A 24,718-nucleotide genomic window follows, 5' to 3' on the forward strand; every position below is an offset into this window, starting at 1 on the left:
GGCTGGGCGCACTCTTGAATGATCTGAGCCTTGAAGGATTTGGAGTAGGAACGGCGTTGTGGCTGCATGAAAGACCCGCTTAAAAGGCTAGAAATGGTGTCCACTTAAATCAGGTGGACACCATCGCCTTTGGCGTCGGGGCCAGGAAGGTGTGTTGGCCGGACGGATACCGTGAAACAACCGTGTGGCGGGTACCTACTCGTAGATCATCCGACCAAGAAATGTGTGAGCTATACGATGGGGGTGCTGGAACCGTTTCCTCTCAGCGATGCATGCTCAGCTAGCCTTTCTGAGTACCAAAAAGTGGTGACCGCTATGAGTGCATTCTCTGAGCTTCTTGAGGAGATATGCGACAGCATGGATGCAATACCAGATCGCTTATCAGGACAGTCGTAGGCTGGGACAAGAAAGGGACAGTTCGGGGACACCGGCCCAAATAAAAAGGGGCTAGCTTGCGCTAACCCCTTGAAATTTATGGTACACCGTCATTTGAACTGGTTAGCTAAGGTACTGTTTTGTATTGATTTTGACGGCATTTGTTTTTTAAGGCATACAGGCTGGCATACATGGCTCCGGCTGCTGGGTTTCAGCCAGCCTCTTTTCGTAGCTTGCGTATGCGCTTCTGTAGCTGATTTTTGGCGGTGTAAAAAGCCGACGAGCGGGCATGCTTTTCACTCCGCTGCAGGCCCCCGACCAGCCTGGATCAATCCATCCTCGCGTAGAACTCACCATATATTTGGCCACCACGAAGCAGGGCGTAGCCTTCAACGATGCCGTAGCGTTTGTCGTAGTCGAGCCCTGTATCTTGGCTAGCATCAATGCGGAATGCCCACAGCTGGTCGGTTTCCTGCAGTTGTTGGCAGAAACGTTGCCAGGCGTCGTTTAGATGGCCGAAAGGCACGGCAGGCACTGCATTGAGTGGGTCACTGTATATCTCCAGCTGCTCGATGCGCTCCCGTGATAATTGCTCGGTCAGGCTGGCCGGCGTTGCGATCCATTCACGGTATACCGGGGCAGGTGGGCGGCGGTTGAATAGCCCTTCGTAAGCCAGCATGGCGATCACCAGCGGCCATAGAATCAATACCGCCAGAAAGCACGCGGTACTTTCCTTCCAGGTCATCGTGTCTTCGGTGGGTACTGAGCGCTTGATCAGCCTCGCATAGCCGTATGCGCCACCTATCGGCAAAATTCCGACAAGCAGATAACCTCCTAGCCAATACCAGAATGCGCTCATGTGTTGGCACCTTGGATGCGGTTATCGATGCAGTGCTGGCCTTTCACCACGCCACGCTCAACGGTAAACACCAGCGTTTCGGCATAGCGGCTGGCAAAACCGGCATGTACATACTCCAACAGCTCGCCCCTGGGGCAGCGCAGCTCACCACTGAACCAGTGCGCGAACACCCGCTCCGGGTAGCCGGGGAAAAAGTCTTCCAGCGCAACCGGCGTGCCGTCTTTGTAAGTGGCATTGATTTCCACGAGATACAGGTGCTCCTGCTCAATGCGCCATTGCGCGGTGTAGCGCCGCCAACAAAAGGTACCCATATCCGCAAAGTGGCGAGCATTCGTGGCATCGTCCGCTTGCCTTGAGCCATTCATGCGCCAGTAGGTACTCAGGGGCAGGCTGGTCATTCCCATCGTGTTCCCTGCATGTTCCAGGGTGTCTCTCAGCTGTGCAGTCATGGGCAACTCCTTTTATCCGCCGGCCAAACGAACCACGTCGCTACGTGGTATGCCAATCGTTGGTTCGAGTACATCGCAAGTTTATTCCGCTCCTGCCGCATCGGTTATGGTTCACGGTGCATGCTTTTGAAACCATTGCCAGCGTCCTTCTGAGCCAACCCTCGTTTAGTCACGACTATGGGTATGGCTTGATGCTTATGCAACTGGCTCCGGTTTCTCAGGCCACCAGAATGAATACACGAGCATGGACGATATTTCTTGAGCGCTAACTACCTTCCCCCTATCAAGTTGACCCGCAAAACCGGCAGTGAGCAATTCATTGCGGATGGGCAGTCAACCGGCGTTGACCTGCTGTCATTTTGGCGCTGGGCATTCTCGGATGTACTGAATAATGCGCAGCGCGGTGTGCTGGCTGAATACATAGTTGCCAGCGCTTTGGGCTGCAATCATGGCGTGAGAACCCAGTGGGACGCCTACGACCTGAAGACGCCAGCGGGAATACGGGTAGAGGTGAAGTCTGCTGCCTACCTGCAGTCCTGGGGGCAGGAGGGGTTTTCAGCGATCAAGTTTTCCATTGCGCCAACAAAAGTATGGAATCCGCAGACCAGAAAACGCTCGGAGACCAAGACGCGTCCCGCGCAGGTCTATGTGTTCTGCGTGCTCTCTACTCAGGACAAGGACAAAGTAGATCCACTGGACTTGGATCAGTGGGATTTCTACTGTCTGAGCGCCAGTACCCTCAACGAGAAGGTGGGCGCGCAGTGTGAAATCATGCTTAAGCGCCTCCAGAGCCTGGGAGCCAGGGCGGTCAAATACCATGAGCTGGCTGATGCGGTTGAGACGTTGGTGGGGTAGCGTCTGTGTTTATCCGTCACCCCATATCAGCCATTCAACTGGCTCTGTGGCATCTGGAGCACACAGCCAGATTGGTGTGATCGAATAGCGCTCGGCAAGGTAGACTCGTTTTTTTGCGCGTATTCCAAGGAGCAGTTGCGTGAACACGGAAAACCATTCCCAGACGGCCGCCTTTCTCTGGTCGATTGCCGACCTGCTGCGCGGTGACTTCAAGCAGTCGCAGTACGGCCGCATCATCCTGCCGTTTACTCTGCTGCGGCGGATGGAATGTGTGCTGGAGCCGACCAAGGAGGCGGTGATCCGTGAGTCCTACGCGCAGGAAGGTCGGCCTGATCTGGTGCGTGAGCGGCTGTTGCTGCGCGCGGCCGGGCAGCAGTTCTTCAATGCCTCCAAGCTGACTCTCGGCACGCTGTCCGACACCCAGACCGCCGCCGACCTGATGAGCTACGTGCAGTCCTTCAGCAAGGATGCCCGCGAGATCTTCGAGCACTTCCACTTCGAAGACTTCGTGCAGCAGCTTTCCGCCGCCAACCTGCTGTATCAGGTGGTGCAGCGCTTTGCCGCCACCGATTTGAGCCCCGAGCGCATCAGCAACTTCGGCATGGGCATCATCTTCGAAGAGCTGATCCGCAAGTTCGCGGAAAGCTCCAACGAAACCGCCGGGGAGCACTTCACCCCGCGCGATATCGTGCACCTGACCACCTCGCTGGTGATCACCGGGCAGGACGACAAGCTCAAGCCCAACAGCATCGTCACCATCTACGACCCAACTGCCGGCACCGGCGGCTTTCTCTCCGAGGGCGACGAGTACATCCAGTCCATTAGCCAGCAAGTCACCGTGTCGCTGCACGGCCAGGAGCTCAACCCCGAGTCCTATGCCATCTGCAAGGCGGATATGCTGATCAAGGGCCAGGACGTCACCAACATCAAGCTGGGCAACACCCTGTCCGACGACCAACTGGCCGACAGCCGCTTCGACTTCATGCTCAGCAACCCGCCGTTCGGCGTGGAGTGGAAGAAGGTACAGAAGCAGATCACCGACGAGCACAGCGAAAAGGGCTTCAACGGCCGCTTCGGCCCCGGCCTGCCGCGCGTGTCCGATGGCTCGCTGCTGTTCCTGCTGCACCTGGTCAGCAAAATGCGAGACCCGCGTGAAGGTGGCTCGCGTATCGGCATCATCCTCAACGGCTCGCCGCTGTTTACCGGCGGCGCCGGTTCGGGCGAGTCGGAGATTCGCCGCTACCTGCTGCAGAACGATCTGGTCGAAGCCATCATCGCCCTGCCCACCGACATGTTCTACAACACCGGCATCGCCACCTATGTGTGGGTGCTGAGCAACCACAAGGCCGCCGTGCGCCAGGGCAAGGTGCAGCTGATCGACGGCAGCCAGCACTTCGCCAAGATGCGCAAGTCGCTGGGCAGCAAACGCCAGTACCTCACCGAGGATCAGATCGACGAACTGGTGCGTCTGTATGGCCGCTTCGAGGAAACTGCGCAGAGCAAGATCTTCCCCGTCGAGGCCTTCGGCTACCGGCGCATCACCGTCGAGCGCCCGCTGCGCCTGAACTTCCAGACCAGTGCCGAGCGCATCAAGAAAGTGCTGGAAGAAAAAGCCATCGAGAAGATGGATGCCCCAGCCCGCCAGCGCCTGATTGAAGCCCTGCAGGCCATGGACGCAAGCCAGCTGCACCGCAACCGCGAGCAGTTCAGCAAGCTGCTGAAGAAGGCGCTCACTGCTCACGATGTATCGCCCAGCACGCCGGAGCTGAAGGCCATCCTCAACGCCCTGAGCGAGCGCGACCCCGAAGCGGATATCTGCATGACCAAGGGCCAGCCGGAAGCCGATGCCGGCCTGCGCGATAACGAAAACGTGCCGCTGGGCGAGTCGGTGTACGACTACTTCGAGCGCGAAGTGAAACCCCATGTGCCGGATGCCTGGATCGACGAGAGCAAGACGGATGCGCAGGACGGCGAAGTGGGTATCGTCGGCTTCGAGATTCCCTTCAACCGCCACTTTTACGTATTCCAGCCACCGCGTCCTCTGTCGGAGATCGACCGCGACCTGAAAGCCTGCACCGATCGCATCAAGCAGATGATTGAGGGGTTGTCGGCATGACGTTCCCCAGTTATCCGAAATATAAGGCGTCAGGCTTTACTTGGTTGGGTAACGTACCTGAGCATTGGGTACTGAAGCGTCTTGGTCATTACTTCGATGAGCGCCGCGAAAGGGCCAGTGATACTGAGTTCGAGCCTTTATCAGTCACCAAGCACGGAATAGTTCCTCGACTTGAAAGCGCAACCAAAACGCAGGATGGAGACAATAGGAAGAAGGTGCTGGCAGGCGATTTTGTTATCAATAGTCGCTCTGACCGAAAGGGGTCATCCGGACTATCGCCACTAGATGGCTCAGTTTCGTTGATTTGCACCGTATTGATTCCGACTGGGTTATACGGCCCATTTATTCATCACCTATTCAGAAGCGAGCCCTTTCAGGAGGAGTATTACCGTTGGGGTAAGGGGATAGTCGCTGACCTTTGGAGCACGAACTTTTCTGACATGAAGAATATTGTGCTGGGCGTTCCTTCTGAGACGGAGCAAATCCAAATCGCTCGCTTCCTCGACCACGAAACCGCCCGCATCGACGCGCTGATCGAAGAGCAGCAGCGCCTGATCGAACTGCTCAAGGAAAAGCGCCAGGCAATTATCTCCCACGCCGTCACCAAAGGCCTCGACCCCACGGTACAGATGAAAGACTCCGGCGTGGAGTGGCTGGGCGAGGTGCCAGCACATTGGGTTGTTGCAGACTTAAAATGGTTTTGGTCAGTAACCGACTGCAAACACATCACTGCTGAGTTCGTAGACGATGGCACTCCGCTCGCAAGCATTAGAGAGGTCCAGTGCCGCTATGTCACTCTCGAAAATGCAAAGCAAACAACGGAAGTGTTTTACCGTCAGCTTATCGAGGCAGGACGAAAACCAGTTGCTGGCGATTTGATTTTCAGCCGTAACGCAACGGTTGGTGAAGTGGCGCAGGTTGCTGATTGGCATCCACCATTTGCCATGGGGCAAGACGTATGTTTGCTTAAGAAGCAATTTGAGTGGCTTTCAAGTGATTACTTGCAGGCCGTTTTACGCTCCCCTGTAGTAACAGTTCAGCTTGATAACCTGATGATTGGTTCGACCTTCAAGCGAGTGAACGTTGAGGACATTCGTGGTCTAGTGGTGCCAATGCCGCCGGTGGATGAGCAGCAACAAATAGCCGAGTACCTCAACAGTGAAGCCGGACTATTTGACTCGTTGCTTTCAGAGTGCAAAGTCATGATAGGACTACTCCAAGAACGCCGCTCCGCCCTTATCTCCGCCGCCGTCACCGGCAAAATCGACGTGCGCGGCTGGCGGCCACCGGCGCGCACCCAAGCCCCAAAGTTTGAAGTAGCAGAGGCCGTGTAAATGGCGGATAGCAAGGAAGCGCCTGACCTGCCGGCCACAAGTCAGCAGGTTCAGATCTTTACCTCGGCCGATGGCCAGGCGCAGCTGCAGGTCGCCCTGGAGCACGACACGCTGTGGCTGAGCCAGGCGCAAATGGGCGAGCTGTTCGACACCACGCCTGAAAACGTGCTGATGCACCTGAAAAAAATCTTCAACGATGGCGAGTTGGCCGAGCAGGCAACCACTAAGGATTTCTTAGTGGTTCGTCAGGAAGGTGCCCGCCAGGTGCGTCGGCGCATCAAGCACTACAGCCTGGATGCCATCATCTCGGTGGGTTATCGCGTCAGTTCCAGGCGGGCTACCCAGTTCCGTCAGTGGGCTACACGGGTGTTGCAGGCGCATCTGGTCGAGGGCTACACCCTTAACCAGCGCCGTCTGGCGGAGCGCGGTATCGAGTTCGAGCAGGCGGTGAGCCTGTTGTCGCGCACCCTGGCTAACCAGCAACTGGTCAATGAGCAGGGCCGCGCCGTGCTGCAGGTGATCGGTGATTATGCCCGCAGCTGGAGCCTGCTGCAGGGCTTTGACGAGCAAAGTCTGCAGGAGCAGAACGCACGCCAGACCGACATGCGCGCCCTGGCGCTGGACGATGTGTTGGCGGCCATCGCGCAGTTGAAGGCCACGCTGATGGCCAAGGGCGAGGCGACCGAGCTGTTCGGCCAACTGCGCGGCGAGGGGCTGGCCTCGGCCATTGCCACCATCGAGCAGGGTTTTGGCGATGACTGGTTCTACCCCAACGTGGCCAGCCGCGCGGCGCATCTGCTGTATTTCGTCATCAAGAATCACCCGCTGGCCGATGGCAACAAGCGCAGTGGTTCGTTTTTGTTTCTCTGGTACCTGCAACTGAACCAGCACCTGCTGGCGCGCTCGGTGGAGCAGTTGATCAACGACAACACGCTGGTGGCACTGGCGCTGCTGGTGGCTGAGAGCCTGCCGGAGCAGAAAGAGTTGATGGTGAGGCTGGTGGAGCATTTTGTGCTGCTGAAGCAGCCTTTAACTGAAACAGCAGGCACGCTGCCGGGCAAGGAGTAGAACGCGTTATGGCTGACAGCAAGGAAGTCCGATTCCAGCAGGACATCATCACCGCCATGGTCGCCCAGGGCTGGCTCACCGGCCCGGCCAGCGGCTATGACCGGCGCACGGCGCTGTATACCGAGGACTTTCTCGGTTACTTCAAGGACGCCTGGCCGGAGCGTTGGGACAAGTTCGCCAAGGCCAACCCGAACAACCCGGAAGCCGTGCTGGTGCAGAAGCTGGTGCGCGAACTGGAGCAGGACGGCACCCTGGATGTGCTGCGCCATGGCTTCAAGCTGCCGGGAGTGAAGATCGAGGTGTGCAGCTTCAAGCCCGACCACGGCATGAACCCGGACACCCTCAAGCGCTACCAGTGCAACCGCCTGCGCGTGGTGCCGGAGGTGTCTTATTCCCCTCACTTCCGCGAGGGGGAATACAACCCCCGTCTGGATCTGGTGCTGTTCGTCAACGGCATTCCTGTTGCCACGCTGGAGCTGAAAAGCGAGTTCAAGCAGAGCGTGGAAAACGCCAAGCGCCAGTACCGCTACGACCGCCCGGTAAAAGACCCGCTGACGCGCAAACCCGAGCCGCTGCTGACCTTCAAACGTGGCGCGCTGGTGCACTTTGCCGTGAGCCAGGATGAAGTGGCGATGACCACCCAGCTGGCCGGCAAGGAAACCTTCTTCCTGCCGTTCAACCTGGGCAGCCTCGACGGCGGCGCCGGCAACCCGCCTGCGCCGGATGACAGCCAGTACGCCACCGGCTACCTGTGGCAGCGCCTGTTCCAGCCGGATGCCTGGCTCAAGGTGCTGGGCCGCTTCCTGCACCTGCAGAAGAGCGTGAAAGAAGATGCCGACGGCAAGCGCGTGACCAAGGAGACCCTGATCTTCCCGCGCTACCACCAGTGGGAAGTGGTGAACAAACTGATTGAAACCACCCGCGCCGAAGGTCCGGGCAAGCGTTACCTGATCCAGCACAGTGCCGGCTCCGGCAAGTCCAACTCGATTGCCTGGACGGCGCATCAACTGGCCTCGCTCTACGATGCCGAGGGTCAGCGCCTGTTCAACTCGGTGATCGTGATTACCGACCGTACCGTGCTGGACAAGCAACTGCAGGACACTATCTACCAGTTCGAGCACGCCCAGGGCGTGGTCAAGTGCATCACCCGCGATGTCGGCAGCCAGAGCAAGTCTGAGCAACTGGCCGAAGCGCTGGCCGAGCAGACGCGCATCATCATCGTCACCATCCAGACCTTCCCGGCATTGTTCGATGCGCTGGACAAATACCCCAAACTGGCCAGCGGGCGCTATGCGGTGATCGCCGACGAGGCGCACTCCTCGCAGACCGGCTCATCGGCCAGCAAGCTCAAGCAGATTCTCGGCAGCGATGCCCCGGACGCCGAAGAGATCAGCGCCGAAGAGCTGCTGGACGCTGCCGTGGCTGCCCGCGCGCCCAACGAGCGCATCAGCTACTACGCCTTTACCGCCACGCCCAAGGCCAAGACCCTGGAGCTGTTCGGTCGCCCGGCCAACCCGGATTTACCACCCAGTGCCGACAACAAGCCCGAGGCGTTTCACCTGTACTCCATGCGCCAGGCCATCGAGGAAGGTTTCATCCTCGATGTGCTGCAGAACTACACCACCTACAGCACCGCCTGGAAAATCGCCCACCCGGACGGCGACGACGAGGAAGTGGACTCGAAAAAGGCGCGCATGAAGCTGGCGCGCTGGGTGCGCCTGCATCCGTACAACATCAGCCAGAAGGTGGAGGTGATCGTCGAGCACTTCCGCGCCAATATCCGCCACCTGCTGGGCGGCCAGGCCAAGGCCATGGTGGTTACCAGCAGCCGGCAGGAAGCAGTGCGTTACCAGTTGGCAGTGCAGGCCTATGTGCAGCAGATGGGCTACACCGACGTGCACCCGCTGGTGGCCTTCTCCGGCAGTGTGCTGCCGGATGGAGTGATCCCCGAAGAAGTGACGGAAAGCAGCAGCCTGCTCAACCCCGGCCTGAACGGGCGTGACCTGGCGGAAGCCTTCGACACCCAGGACTTCAACGTGATGATCGCCGCCAACAAGTACCAGACCGGCTTCGATCAGCCCAAGCTGTGCGCGATGTACGTGGACAAGAAGCTGCAGGGCGTGGACTGCGTGCAAACCCTGTCGCGGCTGAACCGCACCTTCGGCGACAGCAAACCGACCTTCATCCTCGACTTCTTCAACGACGCCCAGGACATTCTCGACGCCTTCCTGCCGTACTACACCAAGGCCGAGCTGACCGACGTGACCGACCCGCAGCTCATCTATGACCTGCAGAAGAAGCTGGATGCCGAGGGTATTTATCACTGGGAAGAAGTGACGGCGTTCGCGCTGGCCTTCTTCGACCCCAAGGCCGCCGCCAGCAAACTCAGCTACTACTGCGCGCCTGCCAAGGAGCGCTTTGCCAAGCGCTACAAGCTGGCCCAGGAATCACGCCTGCATGCGCTGGAATTCAAGCGTACCGCCGAGCGCAACGGCGACAGCGCAGGCGTGAAGAAGGCCGAAGCAGCGGTCAAGGAAGCCGGCGAGCAGGTGGATCAGCTCGACCTGTTCAAGAAGAACCTGCAGAGCTTCGTGCGTCTGTACGAGTTCCTCTCGCAGATCATTCCCTATGAGGATCGCGAGCTGGAGCAGCTGTGCGTATACGCCAAGCACCTGCACCCGCTGCTGCGCGTGGATCGCCTCGATCAGGAAGACGTGGACGTGGGCGAGCTGCAACTGACCCACTACCGCCTGACCAAGCGCGCCGAGCACCAGCTGCGCCTGAGCGAGGAGCAAGGCAACTACGGCCTCGATCCGGCTACAGGGCTGGGCAGTGGCAAGCCCCACGACCCGGAGAAGAAACGGCTATCGGAAATCATCGAGGCGCTGAACGATATCTTCGGCGCCGAGGTGAGCGATGAGGACCAGCTGCAGTTCCTCACCGGCATCGCCAACCGCATCAGCCGTCAGGAGGATGTGATGGCCCAGGTGAACAACCACTCGGTCGAGCAGGTGATGCACGGTCTGTTCCCCAAGCGCGTGCTCGACACCGTGCTGGATGCCATGACCGACAACGAAAAGATGTCGTTGGAAGTGCTGGATAACGAGACCAAGAGCCGGGCGTTTGCGTTGGTGATTTTGAAGATGCTGACGCAGCAGGCGGGGATAGCACCAAGCATTAACTAGGGTATTGCTGTTTGTCGCTGATTGACGCCCCAGAAGGATGGCTTTGAATACCGTGCGTTGAGCTGTTGTGGTGGTAGCTGCGCACCCTGGGCTCCCCTGAAGACTAGGTTTAAAGGGATTGAAAGCCCGAGGCTCATCTTTTCTGCGCTGTTCTTGGATAATTTTTGCGTTTCAGCTATTGCAGCTTGCTAGCCAGTGACATGAAGGCGCGATTTTTTGTGTCAGCACATCTAGGCCTGTCGCTTGATGTCTACCACGTTACTGGCGGCGAGCTTGTCTAAATGGTCGGCGTACCATTGCAGCATGGTCGTGCGTTGTTCGATGTACTGAGCTTTGTTGTAAACCCCGCGCACGCCCGGCGCCTTGTGGCTCAACTGAGCTTCGATATGGTCGGCCGGGAAGCCGTGCTCATTCAGAATGGTGCTGGCGATATGGCGGAAGCCGTGGCCAGTCTGCCGGCCCTCATAACCGAGGCGGCGCAGGGCCATTAGAAACACGGTATCGCTTCGGGGTTTGGTGCGGTCACTACGGCCAGGGAACAGCAGGGCATAGGCTCCAGTGATCGGCCGCAGTTCTTCCAGCAGGGCAATGGCTTGGCGGCAGAGTGGCACCAGGTGTTCGCGGCCCTTCTTGCGGCCTTTGCGTTCTACCGGGATCGTCCACACCTGCTTGGCAAAGTCGAACTCTGACCACTGGGCTTCGCGTAGCTCGCTGGGGCGGACGGCCAGCAGGGTTAGCAGGCGCAAACCTATTTGCACATCCTTGGCGTGTGGGTAGGACTGAATTGCCCGGAGCAGCGCGGGCAGCTCGTCCCGGGAGACGTGGGCATAGTTCTCGGCTTTGCCGGAGGAAAGGAACTTGTGTATGCCCTCAAGCGGATTGTTCACGGCCCGGCCGGTAACCCTGGCCAGGTCGTACACGTCCTTGCAGTAGGCACGCACCCGGCTCATCTGCTCGAGGATGCCTTGCTGCTCCATGCCGCGCAGCAGCTCCATCCACTCCATGGACAGGATCTCTGTGTAAGGGCGCTTGCCGAAGGTGGGGAACACATGGCGCTCAAGCGCACCCATCACCCTCGCAGCGGTTCCGCTGTCCCATCCACCAAGGCGCGAGGTGTGCCACTCCCGGGCCAGGTGCTCGAACGTGTTGTTGGCAGTCGCCAGTGCCTCGGCTTTGCGCGCTTGCTTGCTGGCAAGGGGGTTGCGCCCGGCAGACGCATCGGCCTTCAGCTCAGCGGCCTTCTGTCGGGCGAGGGCGCCGCTGACTTCCGGGTAACCACCCAACCCCAACCATGACCATTTGCCGTCCGGTTTCTTGTAGCGCAGCTCCCAGGACTTGCCGCCGTTGGGCTTCACCCTGAAATACAGGCCGGCACTGTCCAATTCGCGGTAGGCAGCTGCCTCCGACTCGAGGCTGGCCAGCGTGGTATCTGCCAGGGGGCGGCGCTTGATCTCCGAACGCTTCATGGTGTGTATGCCTCGAGTTCAACTTTTGTCGAAGCATACACAGGGGCATACACGGCGGGAAGGGCTAGGGGTAGATAAGTAGATACAGCCAGAGACAAGAAAGCCCGCACAGGGCGGGCTTCTTGGGGTGTTTCGTAGACTGCTGTAGACAGCTAGAAACGAGGATATGGTGGCTACACCGGGACTTGAACCTGGGACATCAGCATTATGAATGCTGCGCTCTAACCAACTGAGCTATGTAGCCAACGGCGCGCATTGTCCGCGTCTCGCCTACCGCTGTCAACCCCAGATCATCGATAAATTTACGTTTTATCAAGCGGTTAGGCTTCGCGGGTGGCGACTCCCTGAATCGCTCGTTTCTGAGCCTGCGGCTGACCTCTCAACCGCTCGGACGGTGCTTGCGGGGCTGTCGGGCGATGCCGGAAAATCCGCCCCCAGCAGGCTGCAGCGCCGCCGTGTGCTGGACAACGAACCAGGAGAACACCTTGAGAGCGAGAGACGACTTCGACGATCTGCGCGCGGAGCGTGATATGCCGACGCACTACCGCAACGAACCCAACCGCCATGCCGGGCTGTGGAAGCAGATCGCGATTGGCATCATCGTCGGCTACAGCGTGCTGGGCATCATCAGTGCAGTTGCCTGGATGATCATTGCGCGCTTCATGCTGGGCGGTCTGTCGATCACGTTGCCGTAACGTTCACATCTCTGCATCAGCGACGTGATGGCGATGGGGTTGGCACTTGCCATCCCCTACCCGCCTCTTCATCCTGCTCCATTGTTTTCGCAAAAGAGCCCTCTCATGACGCCCATCCAGAATATCGGCCTGGCGCTATTCGTCCTGCTTTCCATCGGTGTCGCCATCGGCCACAAGACCGAGTGCGGCGATGGCCGCGTGGTGGAAACCTATCTGGCCAAGGGACTGGCTTCAAAGGTGCTGGGGCATGATCTTTGCCAGCAACCCTGAACCAACCGAACATTAAGGAAGATGTGATGAAAAAGTTCGCCCTGCTGGTCAGTTGCAGTTTTCTTGGCGCCTGCGCCAACTTCGGCTCGCAGCCACCGGTACCGATTACCTCTCCCGTGGTGCAGGCGTTTCGCGATATCTGCCTGCAGACGGCACCGAGCTTTGCCGAGGCGCATCGCGTGGCGCGCCAGCATGGCGTCACCGAGATGACCGATATGGGCTTTGCCACCGTCGGCTTCAATGCGGACAAGAGCCTGAGCATTCAGGTCAAGGTCAGCCACGAATGCGTGGTAACCAGCGAGGCGCAGGAGGATGACAGCCTGACTCGTCAGTTGCTCAGCGCAGCTGCGATCAACGCCGGCACCACGGTGCCGCGCAAGGTGCCGGTGAGGATGATGATCGCCGGGCAGCCGTTCATCCTCATGCATGACCGTGAAGGCGGTGAAGCCTTGGTGATGCTGAAGCCGGAGTGAGGGGATCGCCGTAGGGCGGATGACGCCTTTTTCATCCGCCGGCTTTGAAAGGTGGATCGAGGCGTGATCCACCCGCGGCTAACAAGCGGTACAGCCCTGCGTAGGAGCCCGGCCCCGGGGCGAAGCTTTTGCTTTCGCGGTGTTCATGCGATTCGCTGCGAGGCGCGGCTTCTACAGGGTGATACAGTGCCTGCTGCGTCTGTGTAGCCCCGCCGCGCTACAGTGTTTTACCGGGGCGCGTGGCCAGCAGCAGGCCGCCGAAGATCATCGCGGCACCCAGCCAGTGATAAAGCTGCAGGCTCTCGTTCAGCAGTACCCACCCCAGCAACGCGGTGAATACCGGCATCAGGTAGTTGGTCAGCGCCGCCTTGGCCGCGCCGATCACGCGGATGCCGTGGTTCCAGGCCAGGTAGGCCAGCAGCGAGGCGAACACGGCGGTGTAGGCGACGGCCGAGAGGTTGGCAGCGTTGATTGCCAGATGCGCGCCCTGACTCAGTTCGTATAGATAGAACGGCAGAATCAGCGGTAGGCCAAGCAGGATGAACACGCCCAGCAGTGCCAGCGGCGGGATCGGCTGCAGGTACGCCGACCAGCGCCGCAGCAGCAGCGAATACAGCGCCCAGTCGACCACGGCCAGCAGCATGATCAGGTCGCCCTGGTTGAACGACAGGCTGGCCAGACGGCTCCATTGCCCCTGGCTGATCAGCACCGCCAGGCCCGCCACGGCCACCAGCATGCCCCACCAGGCTCGGCGCGCCGGCCATTCATTGAGCAGCAGCCCGGCACCGATGAAGGTCACCAGCGGCAGGCAGGTGTTGACCAGCGAGATGTTGATGGCTGCCGTGGTCTGCGCCGCGCTGTAGAGCAGCGAGTTGTAGCCGGCGATACCCAGGCCACCGAGCACCAGCAGGCGCCAGCCGGCAGTGCGCACCGCCACGCGATGGCGCCACAACGGCATGGCAACGAAGGGTAGCAGCAGCGCCAGGGCCAGGCACCAGCGCCAGAACGACAGGGTGAACGGCGCGATCTCGCCAGCGAAGGCGCGCGCCACCAGGGCGTTGCCGGACCAGCAGAGGTTGGCCAGCAACAGGCCGAACAGCGCCAGCGGGCGCGAATGATTGAGTGCGTTCATGAGGCGACGCGACATTTATCCGAGTGGGGGTTGGCCGGCTGTGCGCGGTCACCGAGCGGGCAGTGCTGAGCGATCATTGCGTAGCTTCCGAATCAGGCGGCTTTGCACCATACGGAGGCAGGCAAGGCTTGGCAAGGTGGCGGACCGTAGGGGACGCAGCAACCTCAACGGCGTCATGATGTTCAGGCAGGCGCGACCGAGAGCGTATGGGCGCATATTACGAGCGTGAGGGCCGAGTGGCGCGTCATTCCCGGTGCGCGCGGCGCACCCTACGGACGTTAACGCTGACAGCGGCGGCGCAGCGGGCGGCTCAGCAGCCAGAGAATCAGCAGCACGCCGGCCAGGATCACCGCGCTGGCGCCCCACTGCATCGGCCCGGCCAGGCGGAACAGCTCGGCCGGGTGCAGGCTGGGCGCGCGGATCATGCGCGCTTCGGCAGCCGCACCGCTGGTGGGAATATCGGCCAGGCCGTCGCCATCGAGATCCGGCAGGCTGCGGATATGGTCGAGCAGCACCTGCCATTCCTTGAGTTCCTGCACGCCTTCCTTATCCGGCTCCTGGTCGATGATGGCGTCTTCGATACGCGGCAGCGCTCTGCCCTCGGCATCCTTGGGGATGACGTTGAGCAGCCCCTTGGTCAGGTCCGGTACCAGCCAGGTGAAGCTGCCGACGTAGCTGGTGGCGCCAATGCTGTAGAGGCGCGTGTCGTTCAGGTCCAGGTCACGGTAGCCGCCGTGCGAATCGCCGATTTCGATGCGGCTGACGCGGTCGAACGGCACGCGCCAGGGGTTGTAGGTGAAGCGCACGCCGGAAACCCGGGGGTAATAGCTCTGGCTGTCACGCAGCTGGTAGGCGAGCAGCAGTACCTCCAGTAGTGACTTGATTTCGCGCGCGCTGATGTAGGCCTTGATCATCGGGTAGCCCGGTTCGTCGTCGAACTGGCCGATGCCCAGCGGGGCGATGCGAAACAGGTCGGAGACGTCCTGCACGCCATTGCGGCCCTTGAGCAGGTCATCGCGGATGGTGCCGTTGCCGGTGAAGGCCAGGTCGGCATCGACGGCATGACGCAGCGCATCGGTGACCAGATTGGCCAGGGTCTGATCGGTGAAATCACGGCCCAGGCTCTGGTCGACCTTGGCCAGCGGCTGGTCGAAGCGGTAGCCCTTGGGCGCCAGCATGCGCTCGCTGACCACCTGCTTGAAGTCTTCGACCTTGGCGGTGATGGTCGCATCGCCGATGATGCTGTCGTTGACCGCATGCAGGCGGTAGTCGCGCACACGCGGCACGCCGTCGTCGCCCAGGCTCATGCGCAGTTCGCCGAGGTACTGGATCTCGGAACCAGCCTGCACCACCGGGGTACGTCCACCCACCAGCACCGGCTGCGGCAGTGCCACATGCGAATGGCCGCCGACGACGATATCGACGCCGGGCACCTGCTCGACCAGTTCCACTTCCTCGCCGCGCCAGCTGCCATCGGCCTGCTGGGTAACGCCCATGTGCGAGAGCAGGATGACCACCTCGGCGCCCTCCTCGCGCAGCTTGGCCACGGTTTCCCTGGCGGTGGCGACCGGGTCGGCGAAGGTCACCGGCTTGATCATCGGGCTGACGGCCACGGCGTTGTTGCCAAGCAGGCCGAACAGACCGAAACGAATGCCGCCGCGCTCGATCAGCTTGTACGGCAGGATGCGCCCGGCGTCAGCGTGTGCCTGCAAGCTGTCATCGGCCTTGTTGCCCGGATCGAAGCGCATGTTGCTCGACAGCAGTGGCACCAGCGCCTCGCCCTTGGCCCTGTGCGCCGCGCTGATCATTGCGGCCAGCCCGGCTGGGCGGAAGTCGAATTCGTGGTTGCCGATCACCGCGGCGTCATAGCCCAGCTCACTCATCAGGCGCAGTTCGCTGCCCATCTCGCGGGCGATGGTGTGAAACAGCGTACCCATGGTGAAGTCGCCGCCGTCGAGCAACAGCACAGGTTCTTCACCGGCTGCCGCGCGGCGCTCATTCAATAACGTGGCAAGCCGGGCGACGCCGCCGACGGTGTCGTCATCGTTCACCGTCGCCGGGCTGTATTCATTGTTGGGGCCGAAGCCGAGCAGGCGCGACTGCCAGTCGTTGCTGTGCAGGATGGTGAAACTGCGCTCGACAGCGGCCAGCGGCATGGCGGCCAGCAGGCCGGCGAGCAGGAGTGAGGGGAACAGGCGCATGGACGATCCTTGACGATGACTGCGCACAGTATGGAGCAGGCCCTGGCTCCAGACAGCGACCAATCGAGACGCACTTTGTCGCCAATCGAGTCAGACTTTCATTGCCCCAGATCAGCCCCCAAGCCAGACGGCGGGACTAAGCTGTAATCAGGATCGCAACGTGGAGAAGCGCCATGGACCACTATCACCTGATGCTGATGCTGCTGATCGGCGGCTTTCTGCTGCTGGGAGTCGGCTTCAACTTTCGCGAACACGAATGGGGCGTACGCGTGCTGGGTTTGGGCGTATTGCTGATGCTGGTGCCGATTGCGTTGCGGGTGCATCTGGCGTTGGCGTGAAACCGCTCTTGTAGGAGCCAGCTTGCTGGCGATCCGCTTGACGCATCGCTGGCAAGCCAGCTCCTACACGTGATGTGGCTTTCGCGGCCACTAAGGCTGGCAACGCAGAATACCGGCCTTCAGGCCGTGCGCCGCCTAGCCCACCGAGTGATGGATCGCGTTGCGCCAATGGTGGGTTACGCCGCAGCAGGCATTACGACTCACTCAACAGATCTACCAGGCGGCTAACCCACCCTACGGTTCAGCGCGCGGTCACTCGTAGGGTGGGTTAGCGGCGCTGAATGACGGTCTTCAAGACTCAGATGAAAGTCGTGCGCCGCGTAACCCACCAAGCGGTTGATGGCGCCACGTCGAAGGTGGGTTCAGGTAACAGCCCCATGACTCCCTGCTACTTCCAACGCTCGGCGGCGTTCTGGTCGCTGCAGCGGCCTTCGACCCAGCGCGGGCCTTCGCTGGTGTCTTCCTTCTTCCAGAACGGCGCGCGGGTCTTCAGGTAATCCATGATGAAGTTGCAGGCATCGAACGCGGCCTGGCGATGGGCGCTGCTGGTGCCGACGAAGACGATGGGCTCACCCGGCTCCAGACGACCGATGCGGTGGATGATCTCGATGCCCAGCAACGGCCAGCGCTCACGGGCCTCATCGGCGATCTTGGCCAGAGCCTTTTCGGTCATGCCGGGGAAGTGTTCGAGGAACATGCCGCCGACTTCGCGACCTTCATTGAAGTCGCGCACGTAGCCGACGAAGGTGACCACCGCGCCGATGCCGAGGTTGGCGGCATGCAGGGCGTTGAGCTCGGTGCCGGGGTCGAAGGGTTGGGCTTGGACGCGGATGGTCATGGGAGTGTCTCGTTTGAAGAGGCGTTTTCAGAGTCGGTTTGGTGGGCTGAAGCCCACCCTACGCCTGCATCAACCACCGGTAACGGTGGGGAAGAAGGCGACTTCATCGCCTTCGGCCAGCGGTTCGTCGAGACTGCACAGTTCCTGGTTGCGCGCGCACATCAGGTTCTGCTCACCCAGCACTTCCCATTCGCCGCCACGGGCCACCAGGTGCAGGCGTACGTCGTCGAGGGTGGCGAAGTCGCCGCTCAGTTGTTCGTCGTCACGGCCCAGGGCTTCACGGTAGCGGGCGAAGTATTGCACGCGGATCATGCTTGTTCCTCCAGCTTGTAGTGACCGCTCTTGCCGCCGAGCTTTTCCAGCAGGCGTACCTGCTCGATGACCATGCCGCGATCCACGGCCTTGCACATGTCATAGATGGTCAGCGCGGCGACGCTGGCGGCAGTCAGTGCTTCCATCTCGACACCGGTTTGCCCGGACAGTTTGCAACGGGCAGTGATATGCACGCTGTCGTCGCCTTCGGCGCGCAGCTCGACCTTGACGCCAGTGAGCATCAGCGGGTGGCAAAGGGGGATCAGGTCGCTGGTTTTCTTCGCGGCCTGGATGCCGGCGATACGTGCCACGGCAAATACGTCGCCCTTGGGGTGCTCACCGGCAACGATCATCTGCAGGGTGGCGGGCAGCATGCGCACGCGCGCTTCAGCGGTGGCTTCGCGGAAGGTGGTCGCCTTGTCGGTGACGTCGACCATGTGCGCGCGGCCTTGGGAATCGAGGTGGGTCAGCACGGGAAAGCTCCAGACGGGAATCGACCGATTGTAAACCTGCAGGTCAGGATTTGCAGTCCTCTTGTAGGTCGGATGAAATCCTGCAGCCGAGCGGCCCGGATTGCAGCCGAGCTACGAACCCTCTCCCCCAGCCCCTCTCCCGCAAGCGGGAGAGGGGAGCCAAATGCGCGCTTCTGTAGGAGCGGATTTATCCGCGATCATCGCGGCTGAAGCCGCTCCCACGGGCCCTGCAGAAATTCGTTGATGCAGACTAAAACGCCCCCGCTCTTACGAGCAGGGGCGCCAGTGTTTCACAGCTGAAGGGTTACATATGGGTTTCCGCGTACTCCGCGAGGATCGAGCGTGGTACGCCTTGCAGGGTGATGTGCACGCCGTGCGGGAAGTCCTTGAAGCGTTCGGTGAGGTAGGTCAGGCCCGAGCTGGGCGCGGATAGGTAAGGGGTGTCGATCTGGGCCAGGTTACCCAGGCATACCACTTTCGAGCCGCTGCCGGCACGGGTGATGATGGTCTTCATCTGGTGCGGGGTGAGGTTCTGGCATTCGTCGATGAGGATCAGGCTCTGCTGGAAGCTGCGCCCGCGTATGTAGTTGAGCGATTTGAACTGCAGCGGCACCTTCTGCAGGATGTAGTCGACGCTGCCGTGGGTGCTCTCGTCCTCCATGTGCAACGCTTCGAGGTTGTCGGTAATCGCGCCGAGCCAGGGCTCCATCTTTTCCGCCTCGGTACCGGGCAGAAAGCCGATCTCCTGATCCAGCCCCTGCACGCTGCGGGTGGCGATGATCCTGCGGTAGCGCTTGCTGACCATGGTCTGCTCGATGGCTGCGGCCAGCGCCAGGATGGTCTTGCCCGAGCCGGCGGCGCCGGACAGGTTGACCAGGTGAATGTCCGGATCGAGCAGCGCGAACAGCGCCAGCGCCTGATGGATGTCGCGCGGCTTCAGGCCCCAGGCTTCCTGATGCAGCAGCGGCTCCTGGTGCATGTCGAGAATAACCAGCTCGTCGCCCTTGATCGCCTTGATCCAGCCGACGAAGCCCTGTTCATCGAGGATGAACTCGTTGACGTGCACGGCCGGCAGGTTGTCGGTCAGTTGCACGCGGTGCCAGGTACGGCCATGGTCCTGACGGGTGTCGACCTTGCTCACGCGATCCCAGAACGAGCCGGGCATGTCGTGATACCCCTTCGACAGCAGCGAGACGTCATCGACCAGTTGGTCGGTGTGATAGTCCTCGGCGTCGATCCCGCAGGCGCGCGCCTTCAGGCGCATGTTGATGTCCTTGGTCACCAGCACCACGGACAGGCCGGGGTTGCGCGACTTCAGCTCCACCAACTGGTTGATGATCTTGTTGTCGTTGAGGTTTTCCGGCAGCCAGGTCACCGGCGCCGCACTTTTACTCATAAGGATGGAAAGACGCCCGCAGGGGCCGCTCTTGCCGCGCTGGATGGGTACCCCGTACTCGACGTCCTCGGGCTCCGCCCCGGCGAGAATTTGATCGATCAGGCGGATGGCCTGGCGACATTCGACGGCGACACCGTGCTTGCCGGACTTCAGTTTGTCGAGTTCCTCCAATACTGTCATCGGGATGGCGACGTGGTGTTCTTCGAAGTTGAGCAAGGCGTTGGGATCGTGGATCAGAACATTGGTGTCGAGGGCGTAGAGGGTTGGAGCGGTGGGCTTGGAGCGTCCGTGGTCATCCATACTCGGTCACCTTCTTGTAGTAGCCAGGCGACGCAATACCAGGGCGGTGCTGCGCCGGACAGAGACCGCCGACTTTTTTCAGGTCGGCCCCGAAAGGTGGCAAGCAAAGTGAGGGCCAATGGCCGCCACCTGTCTGCAGGTTTCGGCGGTCTTGCTTTTTAATTACTCCAATTCACATGACAGAAAAACGTTTTTTTATCGCCACACAGGTTTATTTGCAGAGGCGGCAGATAGTGCTTGGCGAGCCACCAGCACCCCGTTAAAGTCCGAATTCCTACCTGCTGTAACTCGCCTCCCTTACCCGCCCCCTCTTGCAGCATGCCGCGCCAATCAGGTGCAGGGCGCTGTTCGTATCGCCTGACTCTCTGCGCTCCTGTAGGAGCCGGCTTGCTGGCGATCCCGTCAACGCTGATCGCCGGCAAGCCAGCTCCTACAAAGGCATCAATGCTGATCCTCTCAATCACTCCGATAGGTGGTCTTGCCGCCCCCTGACCTCTAGAATCGCCCTCACGCTTTCTGGAGACTCCGCACATGCTGATGGTGATTTCACCGGCCAAAACCCTCGACTACGAGACGCCGCCTGCCACCCCGCGCTTCACCCAACCCGAACACCTCGACCACGCCCAGGAGCTAATCGCCCAGCTGCGCGACTTAAGCCCGGCGCAGATCGCCGAGCTGATGCATCTGTCGGACAAGCTCGCCGGCCTCAACGCCGCGCGTTTCGGTAGCTGGGAACGACCGTTCAATCCATCCAACGCCAAGCAGGCGCTGCTGGCATTCAAGGGCGACGTCTATACCGGGCTGAACGCCGAGGATTTCTCCGAAGAGGATTTCGACTTCGCCCAGACTCACCTGCGCATACTCTCCGGCCTTTACGGTGTGCTGCGCCCGCTGGATCTGATGCAGGCCTATCGCCTGGAAATGGGCACCAAGCTGGCCAACGGCCGTGGCAAGGATCTGTACGCCTTCTGGGGCGAGCGCATCAGCGCCTGGCTGAACGAGGCGCTGGCTGCGCAGGGCGACAACGTGTTGCTCAACCTCGCCTCCAACGAGTACTTCGGTGCGGTCAAGCGCAAGGCACTGAACACGCGCATCATCGACACCGAGTTCAAGGATCTGAAGAGCGGCCAGTACAAGATCATCAGCTTCTACGCCAAGAAAGCCCGCGGCCTGATGGCGCGCTACGTGATCAAGGAGCGCCTGACCAACCCCGAAGGCCTGAAGGACTTCAACTATCAGGGCTACCGTTATTCAGCCGAGCATTCCAAGGCCGACAGCCTGGTGTTCCTGCGCGACCAGCCGCAGGACTGAAAGCACAGTACGCCCCGCCCCATGTCGGGCATCAGGCAACACCGCATGCCCGCACAAGCGGGCATCGCTATCCTGTCCCCCGGTTCCCGCTTTCGCCGGCGCCAGGATAAGCGGCCATTGCGCCCCTCCTGGCGCAGGGCTGGCTAGTGTAGGATGAGCGCAGACTTCCAAAAGGACTGCCCGCATGCTGTTCGGTGTCGCACTCGTCATTACCTGGCTGATTCTGCTGATCCGCTATCCGACCAAGGCGCTACCGGTGTCCATGGCCGCACTGGTCGGTCTGGGTCTGGTGGCCACCTGGATGATCTGGCAGGAAAGCCGCGACGAGCGCTACCTCGCCCACCTCGAACTACGCCTGCACTACGACCCGCAGCGCTGCCCTGCCGACCGCCCGCTGGCCATCGATCTGAAGAACGGCAGCGACGCCGCCTTGCTCGAGCTGCGCTGGGAAGTCGCCGCCTACCGTCCCGGCAATGCCACCAACCTGGCCCAGCGCCTTTACGAATCGCCACGCTACAGCGGCCCCGGTGAACTGCTGCCGGGTGCCAGCTGGAGCGACTGCATGCCCCTGCCCGACCTGCGCAGCGGCTATCGCCCGGCTACGCTGGAGTTTCGTGCCGAGCGCCTGCAAGGCAAGTTCATTCGCTGAACACGCCGACCGTAGGAGCGAGCTCTGCTCGCGAAGCTTGCGGCGTAATACGCGTTCGCGAGCAGAGCTCGCTCCTACAGCTCGACATCCGTTGCCAGCCCCGTAGGGCGGACTCAGGAGCCTAGGTGAACAGTCCGCCATCACCTCAAGCCAAGCCTGCTAAGCTGCAACCCCATTCGCGTCTCAGGGAGTCCCGCGCATGCCCCAACCCAGCGTCCTTATCACCGGCTGCTCCAGCGGCATCGGCCGCGCCCTGGCCGACGCCTTCAAGGCGGGTGGCTACGCCGTCTGGGCCACGGCGCGCAAGGAGAACGACCTCACAGCGCTCGAGCAGGCCGGGTTCAATGCGGTGCAGCTCGACGTCAACGATGGCCAAGCGCTGCAACAGCTGAGCGCTCGCCTGAGCGAGGAGATCGGCGGCCTGGATGTGCTGATCAACAATGCGGGTTACGGCGCCATGGGTCCGCTGCTCGACGGTGGCGTGGAAGCCATGCAGCGGCAGTTCGAAACCAATGTCTTCTCCATCGTCGGCGTGACCCGCGCGTTCTTCCCGCTGCTGCGTCGCAGCCGTGGCCTGGTGGTGAATATCGGCAGCGTTTCCTCGGTACTGGTGACGCCCTTCGCCGGTGCCTACTGTGCCTCCAAGGCTGCCGTGCATGCATTGAGCGACGCGCTGCGCATGGAGCTGGCGCCGTTCTCCATCGAGGTGATGGAAGTGCAGCCCGGCGCCATCGCCTCCAGCTTCGGCGCCAACGCCAGCCAACAGGCCGAGGCGCTGATCCGTGAGGATTCGCCCTGGTGGCCGCTGCGCGAGGGTATCCGAGCCCGCGCCAATGCTTCGCAGGACAACCCGACCCCGGCCAGCGAGTTTGCTGCGCAACTGCTGGCCGCCGTACAGCGTGACAAGCGCCCGCGCCTGTTGCGCCTGGGTAATGGCAGCCGCGCCCTGCCACTGCTCGCCACGCTGCTGCCCAAAGCCCTGTTGCAGCGGGTACTGAGCAAACGCTTCGGCCTGGTGCAAAGCCTGTGAGCCAGAACCTGCAACTGCGCTACTACGCGGCGGCGGGAGTAATCGCGGCCATCGTGCTGAACCTGCTGCTGCGCACCTTCGTGCGCCTGGGCGGCGTGTTCACCACATTGCTGATCGCCGCGGCCATCGCGGCCGGCCTGGCGCTGGTGTTTCACTGGCGTACCGGGCGTGCGCCCAGCAGCGCTGAGCGCTGGCGTTTCACCCTGCTCTACGGCGGCGTGCTCGGGCTGCTCTATCTCGGCCTGCTGAGCATGATGTACCTGCAGGACACACCCAGCCCCATGGGCCTGTTTCTCTTCAGCCTGCATTACCTGTGCTACCCAGTACTGGCCTGGCTGGCGTTTTCGCCACGCCATGGTCGCTGATCGTTTTGTCAGGATGACTCCGCCATGCTGCACACCCTCGCCGTCGCCAACTACCGCTCGATCAACAGCCTGATCCTGCCGCTCGGCCGGCTCAACCTGATCACTGGTGCCAACGGCAGCGGCAAGTCCAACCTCTACCGCGCGCTGCGCCTGCTGGCGGAAACCGCGCAAGGTGGCGTGGTCAATGCGCTGGCGCGCGAAGGTGGACTGGAGTCGAGTTTCTGGGCCGGGCCGGAGAAGATTTCTCGGCGCATGCTGGGCGGCGAGGTGCCAGTGCAGGGTGGCCCACGACAGAACGTGATGCGCCTGCGCCTGGGCTTTGCCGGCGAGGATTTCGGCTACGCCATCGCCCTTGGCCTGCCCGAGCCAAGCAGCTCGGCCTTCGCTCTCGACCCGGAGATCAAGCGCGAGTGCATCTGGGCCGGCGCCAGCTACCGCCCCGCCTCGCTGCTGGTGGATCGCGCCGGGCCGATGGTGCGCATGCGTGAAGGTCGCAGCTGGCAGGTACTGGCCCAGCACGTGCCGAACTACGACAGCCTGTTCGACCAGATCGGCAACGACCCGAATTGCCCGGAAGTCTTCCAGCTGCGCGAAACCATCCGCCGCTGGCGCTTCTACGATCACTTTCGCAGTGATGCCGAGGCGCCGGCGCGCCAGCCGCAATTGGGCACGCGCACACCGGTGCTGCACCACGATGGCCGCGACCTGGCCGCAGCACTGCAGACCATCCGCGAGATCGGCGACCGCGAAGCCCTGGATGCCGCCATCGACGACGCCTTTCCCGGCAGCCGTCTGCATATAGACTTTCAGGCCGGCGGACGCTTCGCCGTGGAACTGCGCCAGGAAGGTTTGCTGCGCCCCTTGAGCGCCGCCGAGCTGTCCGACGGCACGCTGCGCTACCTGCTGCTGGTGGCCGCCCTGCTCACGCCGCGGCCGCCATCATTGATGGTGCTCAACGAACCGGAAACCAGCCTGCACCCGGATCTGTTACCTGCACTTGGCCGGCTGATCATCGCCGCGTCGAAGCAAACGCAGGTGTGGGTCGTCTCTCACGCCAACCGTCTGATCGCCACGCTCAAGGAAAGCCCCGACTGCAACACCCTGGAGCTGGAAAAACAGCTCGGCCAGACCTGCATACGCGGCCAGGGCATGCTCGACGAGCCGCCCTGGCACTGGCCGGATTGAGCGGCCAGACACCAGGCCCGTAGGAGCCCGCTTGCGGGCGATC

23 protein-coding genes and 1 tRNA gene are annotated in these 24,718 nt (G+C 61.4%); 14 read left to right on the forward strand and 10 right to left on the reverse strand.

Annotation, left to right across the window (positions count from 1 at the left end):
* Positions 1-703: 703 nt before the first annotated feature.
* Together DBO86_RS15300 and DBO86_RS15305 are read right to left on the reverse strand one after the other, a co-directional pair.
* The gene (locus tag DBO86_RS15300) at positions 704-1,234 is read right to left on the reverse strand and encodes a hypothetical protein (RefSeq protein WP_146173209.1); all 531 of its coding nucleotides are present in this window, start codon (positions 1,232-1,234) and stop codon (positions 704-706) included.
* The gene (locus tag DBO86_RS15305) at positions 1,231-1,683 is read right to left on the reverse strand and encodes a hypothetical protein (RefSeq protein ID WP_146173210.1); all 453 of its coding nucleotides are present in this window, start codon (positions 1,681-1,683) and stop codon (positions 1,231-1,233) included. Before DBO86_RS15305 ends, DBO86_RS15300 begins: the two co-directional genes overlap by 4 nt.
* A 258-nt stretch (positions 1,684-1,941) precedes the next feature.
* Between DBO86_RS15305 and DBO86_RS15310 the strand changes: the two genes are divergently transcribed.
* The 5 genes from DBO86_RS15310 (at position 1,942) to DBO86_RS15330 (ending at position 10,241) form a co-directional block, all read left to right on the forward strand.
* On the forward strand, positions 1,942-2,538 hold the full coding sequence (locus DBO86_RS15310; RefSeq protein WP_108234122.1) for a hypothetical protein: 597 nt from the start codon (positions 1,942-1,944) through the stop codon (positions 2,536-2,538).
* A gap of 139 nt (positions 2,539-2,677) precedes the next feature.
* A complete protein-coding gene (locus tag DBO86_RS15315) occupies positions 2,678-4,654 on the forward strand; it encodes a type I restriction-modification system subunit M (protein WP_108234123.1) in 1,977 nt (658 codons plus the stop codon).
* Entirely contained in the window at positions 4,651-5,988 is a 1,338-nt protein-coding gene (locus DBO86_RS26765; RefSeq protein ID WP_108234124.1) for a restriction endonuclease subunit S, read from the forward strand. Before DBO86_RS15315 ends, DBO86_RS26765 begins: the two co-directional genes overlap by 4 nt.
* Positions 5,989-7,056, forward strand: coding sequence for a virulence RhuM family protein/type II toxin-antitoxin system death-on-curing family toxin (locus DBO86_RS15325; protein ID WP_108234125.1), 1,068 nt, complete (start codon positions 5,989-5,991; stop codon positions 7,054-7,056).
* A gap of 8 nt (positions 7,057-7,064) precedes the next feature.
* Positions 7,065-10,241, forward strand: a complete 3,177-nt coding sequence (locus DBO86_RS15330; RefSeq protein ID WP_108234126.1) for a type I restriction endonuclease subunit R — start codon at positions 7,065-7,067, stop codon at positions 10,239-10,241.
* Positions 10,242-10,471: 230 nt separating this feature from the next.
* Here the strand turns inward: DBO86_RS15330 and DBO86_RS15335 are convergent, their stop codons facing one another.
* Positions 10,472-11,707, reverse strand: coding sequence for a tyrosine-type recombinase/integrase (locus DBO86_RS15335; RefSeq protein WP_108234127.1), 1,236 nt, complete (start codon positions 11,705-11,707; stop codon positions 10,472-10,474).
* A 167-nt stretch (positions 11,708-11,874) separates the two neighbouring features.
* Positions 11,875-11,951: transfer RNA gene (locus DBO86_RS15340), tRNA-Met, on the reverse strand.
* A gap of 241 nt (positions 11,952-12,192) precedes the next feature.
* Here DBO86_RS15340 and DBO86_RS25890 point away from each other — a divergent pair.
* The 3 genes from DBO86_RS25890 to DBO86_RS15345 all read left to right on the forward strand — a co-directional run bounded on the left by DBO86_RS25890 (position 12,193) and on the right by DBO86_RS15345 (position 13,145).
* Positions 12,193-12,402, forward strand: a complete 210-nt coding sequence (locus DBO86_RS25890; RefSeq protein WP_039964341.1) for a hypothetical protein — start codon at positions 12,193-12,195, stop codon at positions 12,400-12,402.
* Positions 12,403-12,507: 105 nt separating this feature from the next.
* A complete protein-coding gene (locus tag DBO86_RS26060) occupies positions 12,508-12,672 on the forward strand; it encodes a hypothetical protein (RefSeq protein ID WP_088339305.1) in 165 nt (54 codons plus the stop codon).
* Positions 12,673-12,698: 26 nt separating this feature from the next.
* Positions 12,699-13,145 carry a hypothetical protein gene (locus tag DBO86_RS15345; RefSeq protein WP_039964340.1) on the forward strand — a complete coding sequence of 149 codons (447 nt, stop codon included), beginning with the start codon at positions 12,699-12,701 and terminating at the stop codon, positions 13,143-13,145.
* Positions 13,146-13,362: 217 nt separating this feature from the next.
* Here DBO86_RS15345 and DBO86_RS15350 read toward each other — a convergent pair whose 3' ends face one another.
* Positions 13,363-14,277: a DMT family transporter gene (locus DBO86_RS15350; protein WP_039964397.1), complete on the reverse strand. Its 915-nt coding sequence runs from the start codon at positions 14,275-14,277 to the stop codon at positions 13,363-13,365.
* Between the two features lie 278 nt (positions 14,278-14,555).
* The gene (locus tag DBO86_RS15355) at positions 14,556-16,478 is read right to left on the reverse strand and encodes a bifunctional metallophosphatase/5'-nucleotidase (protein WP_108234128.1); all 1,923 of its coding nucleotides are present in this window, start codon (positions 16,476-16,478) and stop codon (positions 14,556-14,558) included.
* A 173-nt stretch (positions 16,479-16,651) separates the two neighbouring features.
* On the opposite strand from DBO86_RS15355, the gene DBO86_RS26065 reads away from it, so the two are divergent.
* On the forward strand, positions 16,652-16,816 hold the full coding sequence (locus DBO86_RS26065) for a hypothetical protein (protein ID WP_003459472.1): 165 nt from the start codon (positions 16,652-16,654) through the stop codon (positions 16,814-16,816).
* A gap of 388 nt (positions 16,817-17,204) precedes the next feature.
* Here the strand turns inward: DBO86_RS26065 and moaE are convergent, their stop codons facing one another.
* The 4 genes from moaE to DBO86_RS15375 form a co-directional block, all read right to left on the reverse strand.
* Complete coding sequence (moaE, locus tag DBO86_RS15360) at positions 17,205-17,654, reverse strand: molybdopterin synthase catalytic subunit MoaE (protein ID WP_108234129.1); 450 nt, start codon at positions 17,652-17,654, stop codon at positions 17,205-17,207.
* 69 nt (positions 17,655-17,723) lie between these two features.
* On the reverse strand, positions 17,724-17,966 hold the full coding sequence (locus DBO86_RS15365) for a MoaD/ThiS family protein (protein WP_104729552.1): 243 nt from the start codon (positions 17,964-17,966) through the stop codon (positions 17,724-17,726).
* Complete coding sequence (moaC, locus tag DBO86_RS15370) at positions 17,963-18,439, reverse strand: cyclic pyranopterin monophosphate synthase MoaC (RefSeq protein ID WP_003459465.1); 477 nt, start codon at positions 18,437-18,439, stop codon at positions 17,963-17,965. The genes DBO86_RS15365 and moaC overlap by 4 nt, the downstream gene beginning before the upstream one ends.
* Positions 18,440-18,743: 304 nt before the next feature.
* Positions 18,744-20,135 (reverse strand): PhoH family protein, encoded by a 1,392-nt coding sequence (locus DBO86_RS15375; RefSeq protein WP_108234130.1) that lies wholly within the window; start codon positions 20,133-20,135, stop codon positions 18,744-18,746.
* Positions 20,136-20,666: 531 nt separating this feature from the next.
* Here DBO86_RS15375 and yaaA point away from each other — a divergent pair.
* From yaaA to DBO86_RS15400, 5 genes are all read left to right on the forward strand, one after another.
* A complete protein-coding gene (gene yaaA, locus DBO86_RS15380) occupies positions 20,667-21,446 on the forward strand; it encodes a peroxide stress protein YaaA (RefSeq protein WP_108234131.1) in 780 nt (259 codons plus the stop codon).
* A 184-nt stretch (positions 21,447-21,630) separates the two neighbouring features.
* A complete protein-coding gene (locus DBO86_RS15385; protein WP_108234132.1) occupies positions 21,631-22,095 on the forward strand; it encodes a multidrug transporter in 465 nt (154 codons plus the stop codon).
* 199 nt (positions 22,096-22,294) lie between these two features.
* Positions 22,295-23,125 carry an SDR family oxidoreductase gene (locus DBO86_RS15390; protein WP_108234133.1) on the forward strand — a complete coding sequence of 277 codons (831 nt, stop codon included), beginning with the start codon at positions 22,295-22,297 and terminating at the stop codon, positions 23,123-23,125.
* Positions 23,122-23,490, forward strand: coding sequence for a hypothetical protein (locus DBO86_RS15395; RefSeq protein WP_108234134.1), 369 nt, complete (start codon positions 23,122-23,124; stop codon positions 23,488-23,490). Before DBO86_RS15390 ends, DBO86_RS15395 begins: the two co-directional genes overlap by 4 nt.
* 24 nt (positions 23,491-23,514) lie before the next feature.
* The gene (locus DBO86_RS15400) at positions 23,515-24,675 is read left to right on the forward strand and encodes an AAA family ATPase (RefSeq protein ID WP_108234135.1); all 1,161 of its coding nucleotides are present in this window, start codon (positions 23,515-23,517) and stop codon (positions 24,673-24,675) included.
* The last annotated feature ends 43 nt before the right edge of the window (positions 24,676-24,718 follow it).

The organism is Ectopseudomonas oleovorans, from assembly GCF_003052605.1.
Lineage (GTDB): Bacteria > Pseudomonadota > Gammaproteobacteria > Pseudomonadales > Pseudomonadaceae > Aquipseudomonas > Aquipseudomonas oleovorans_A.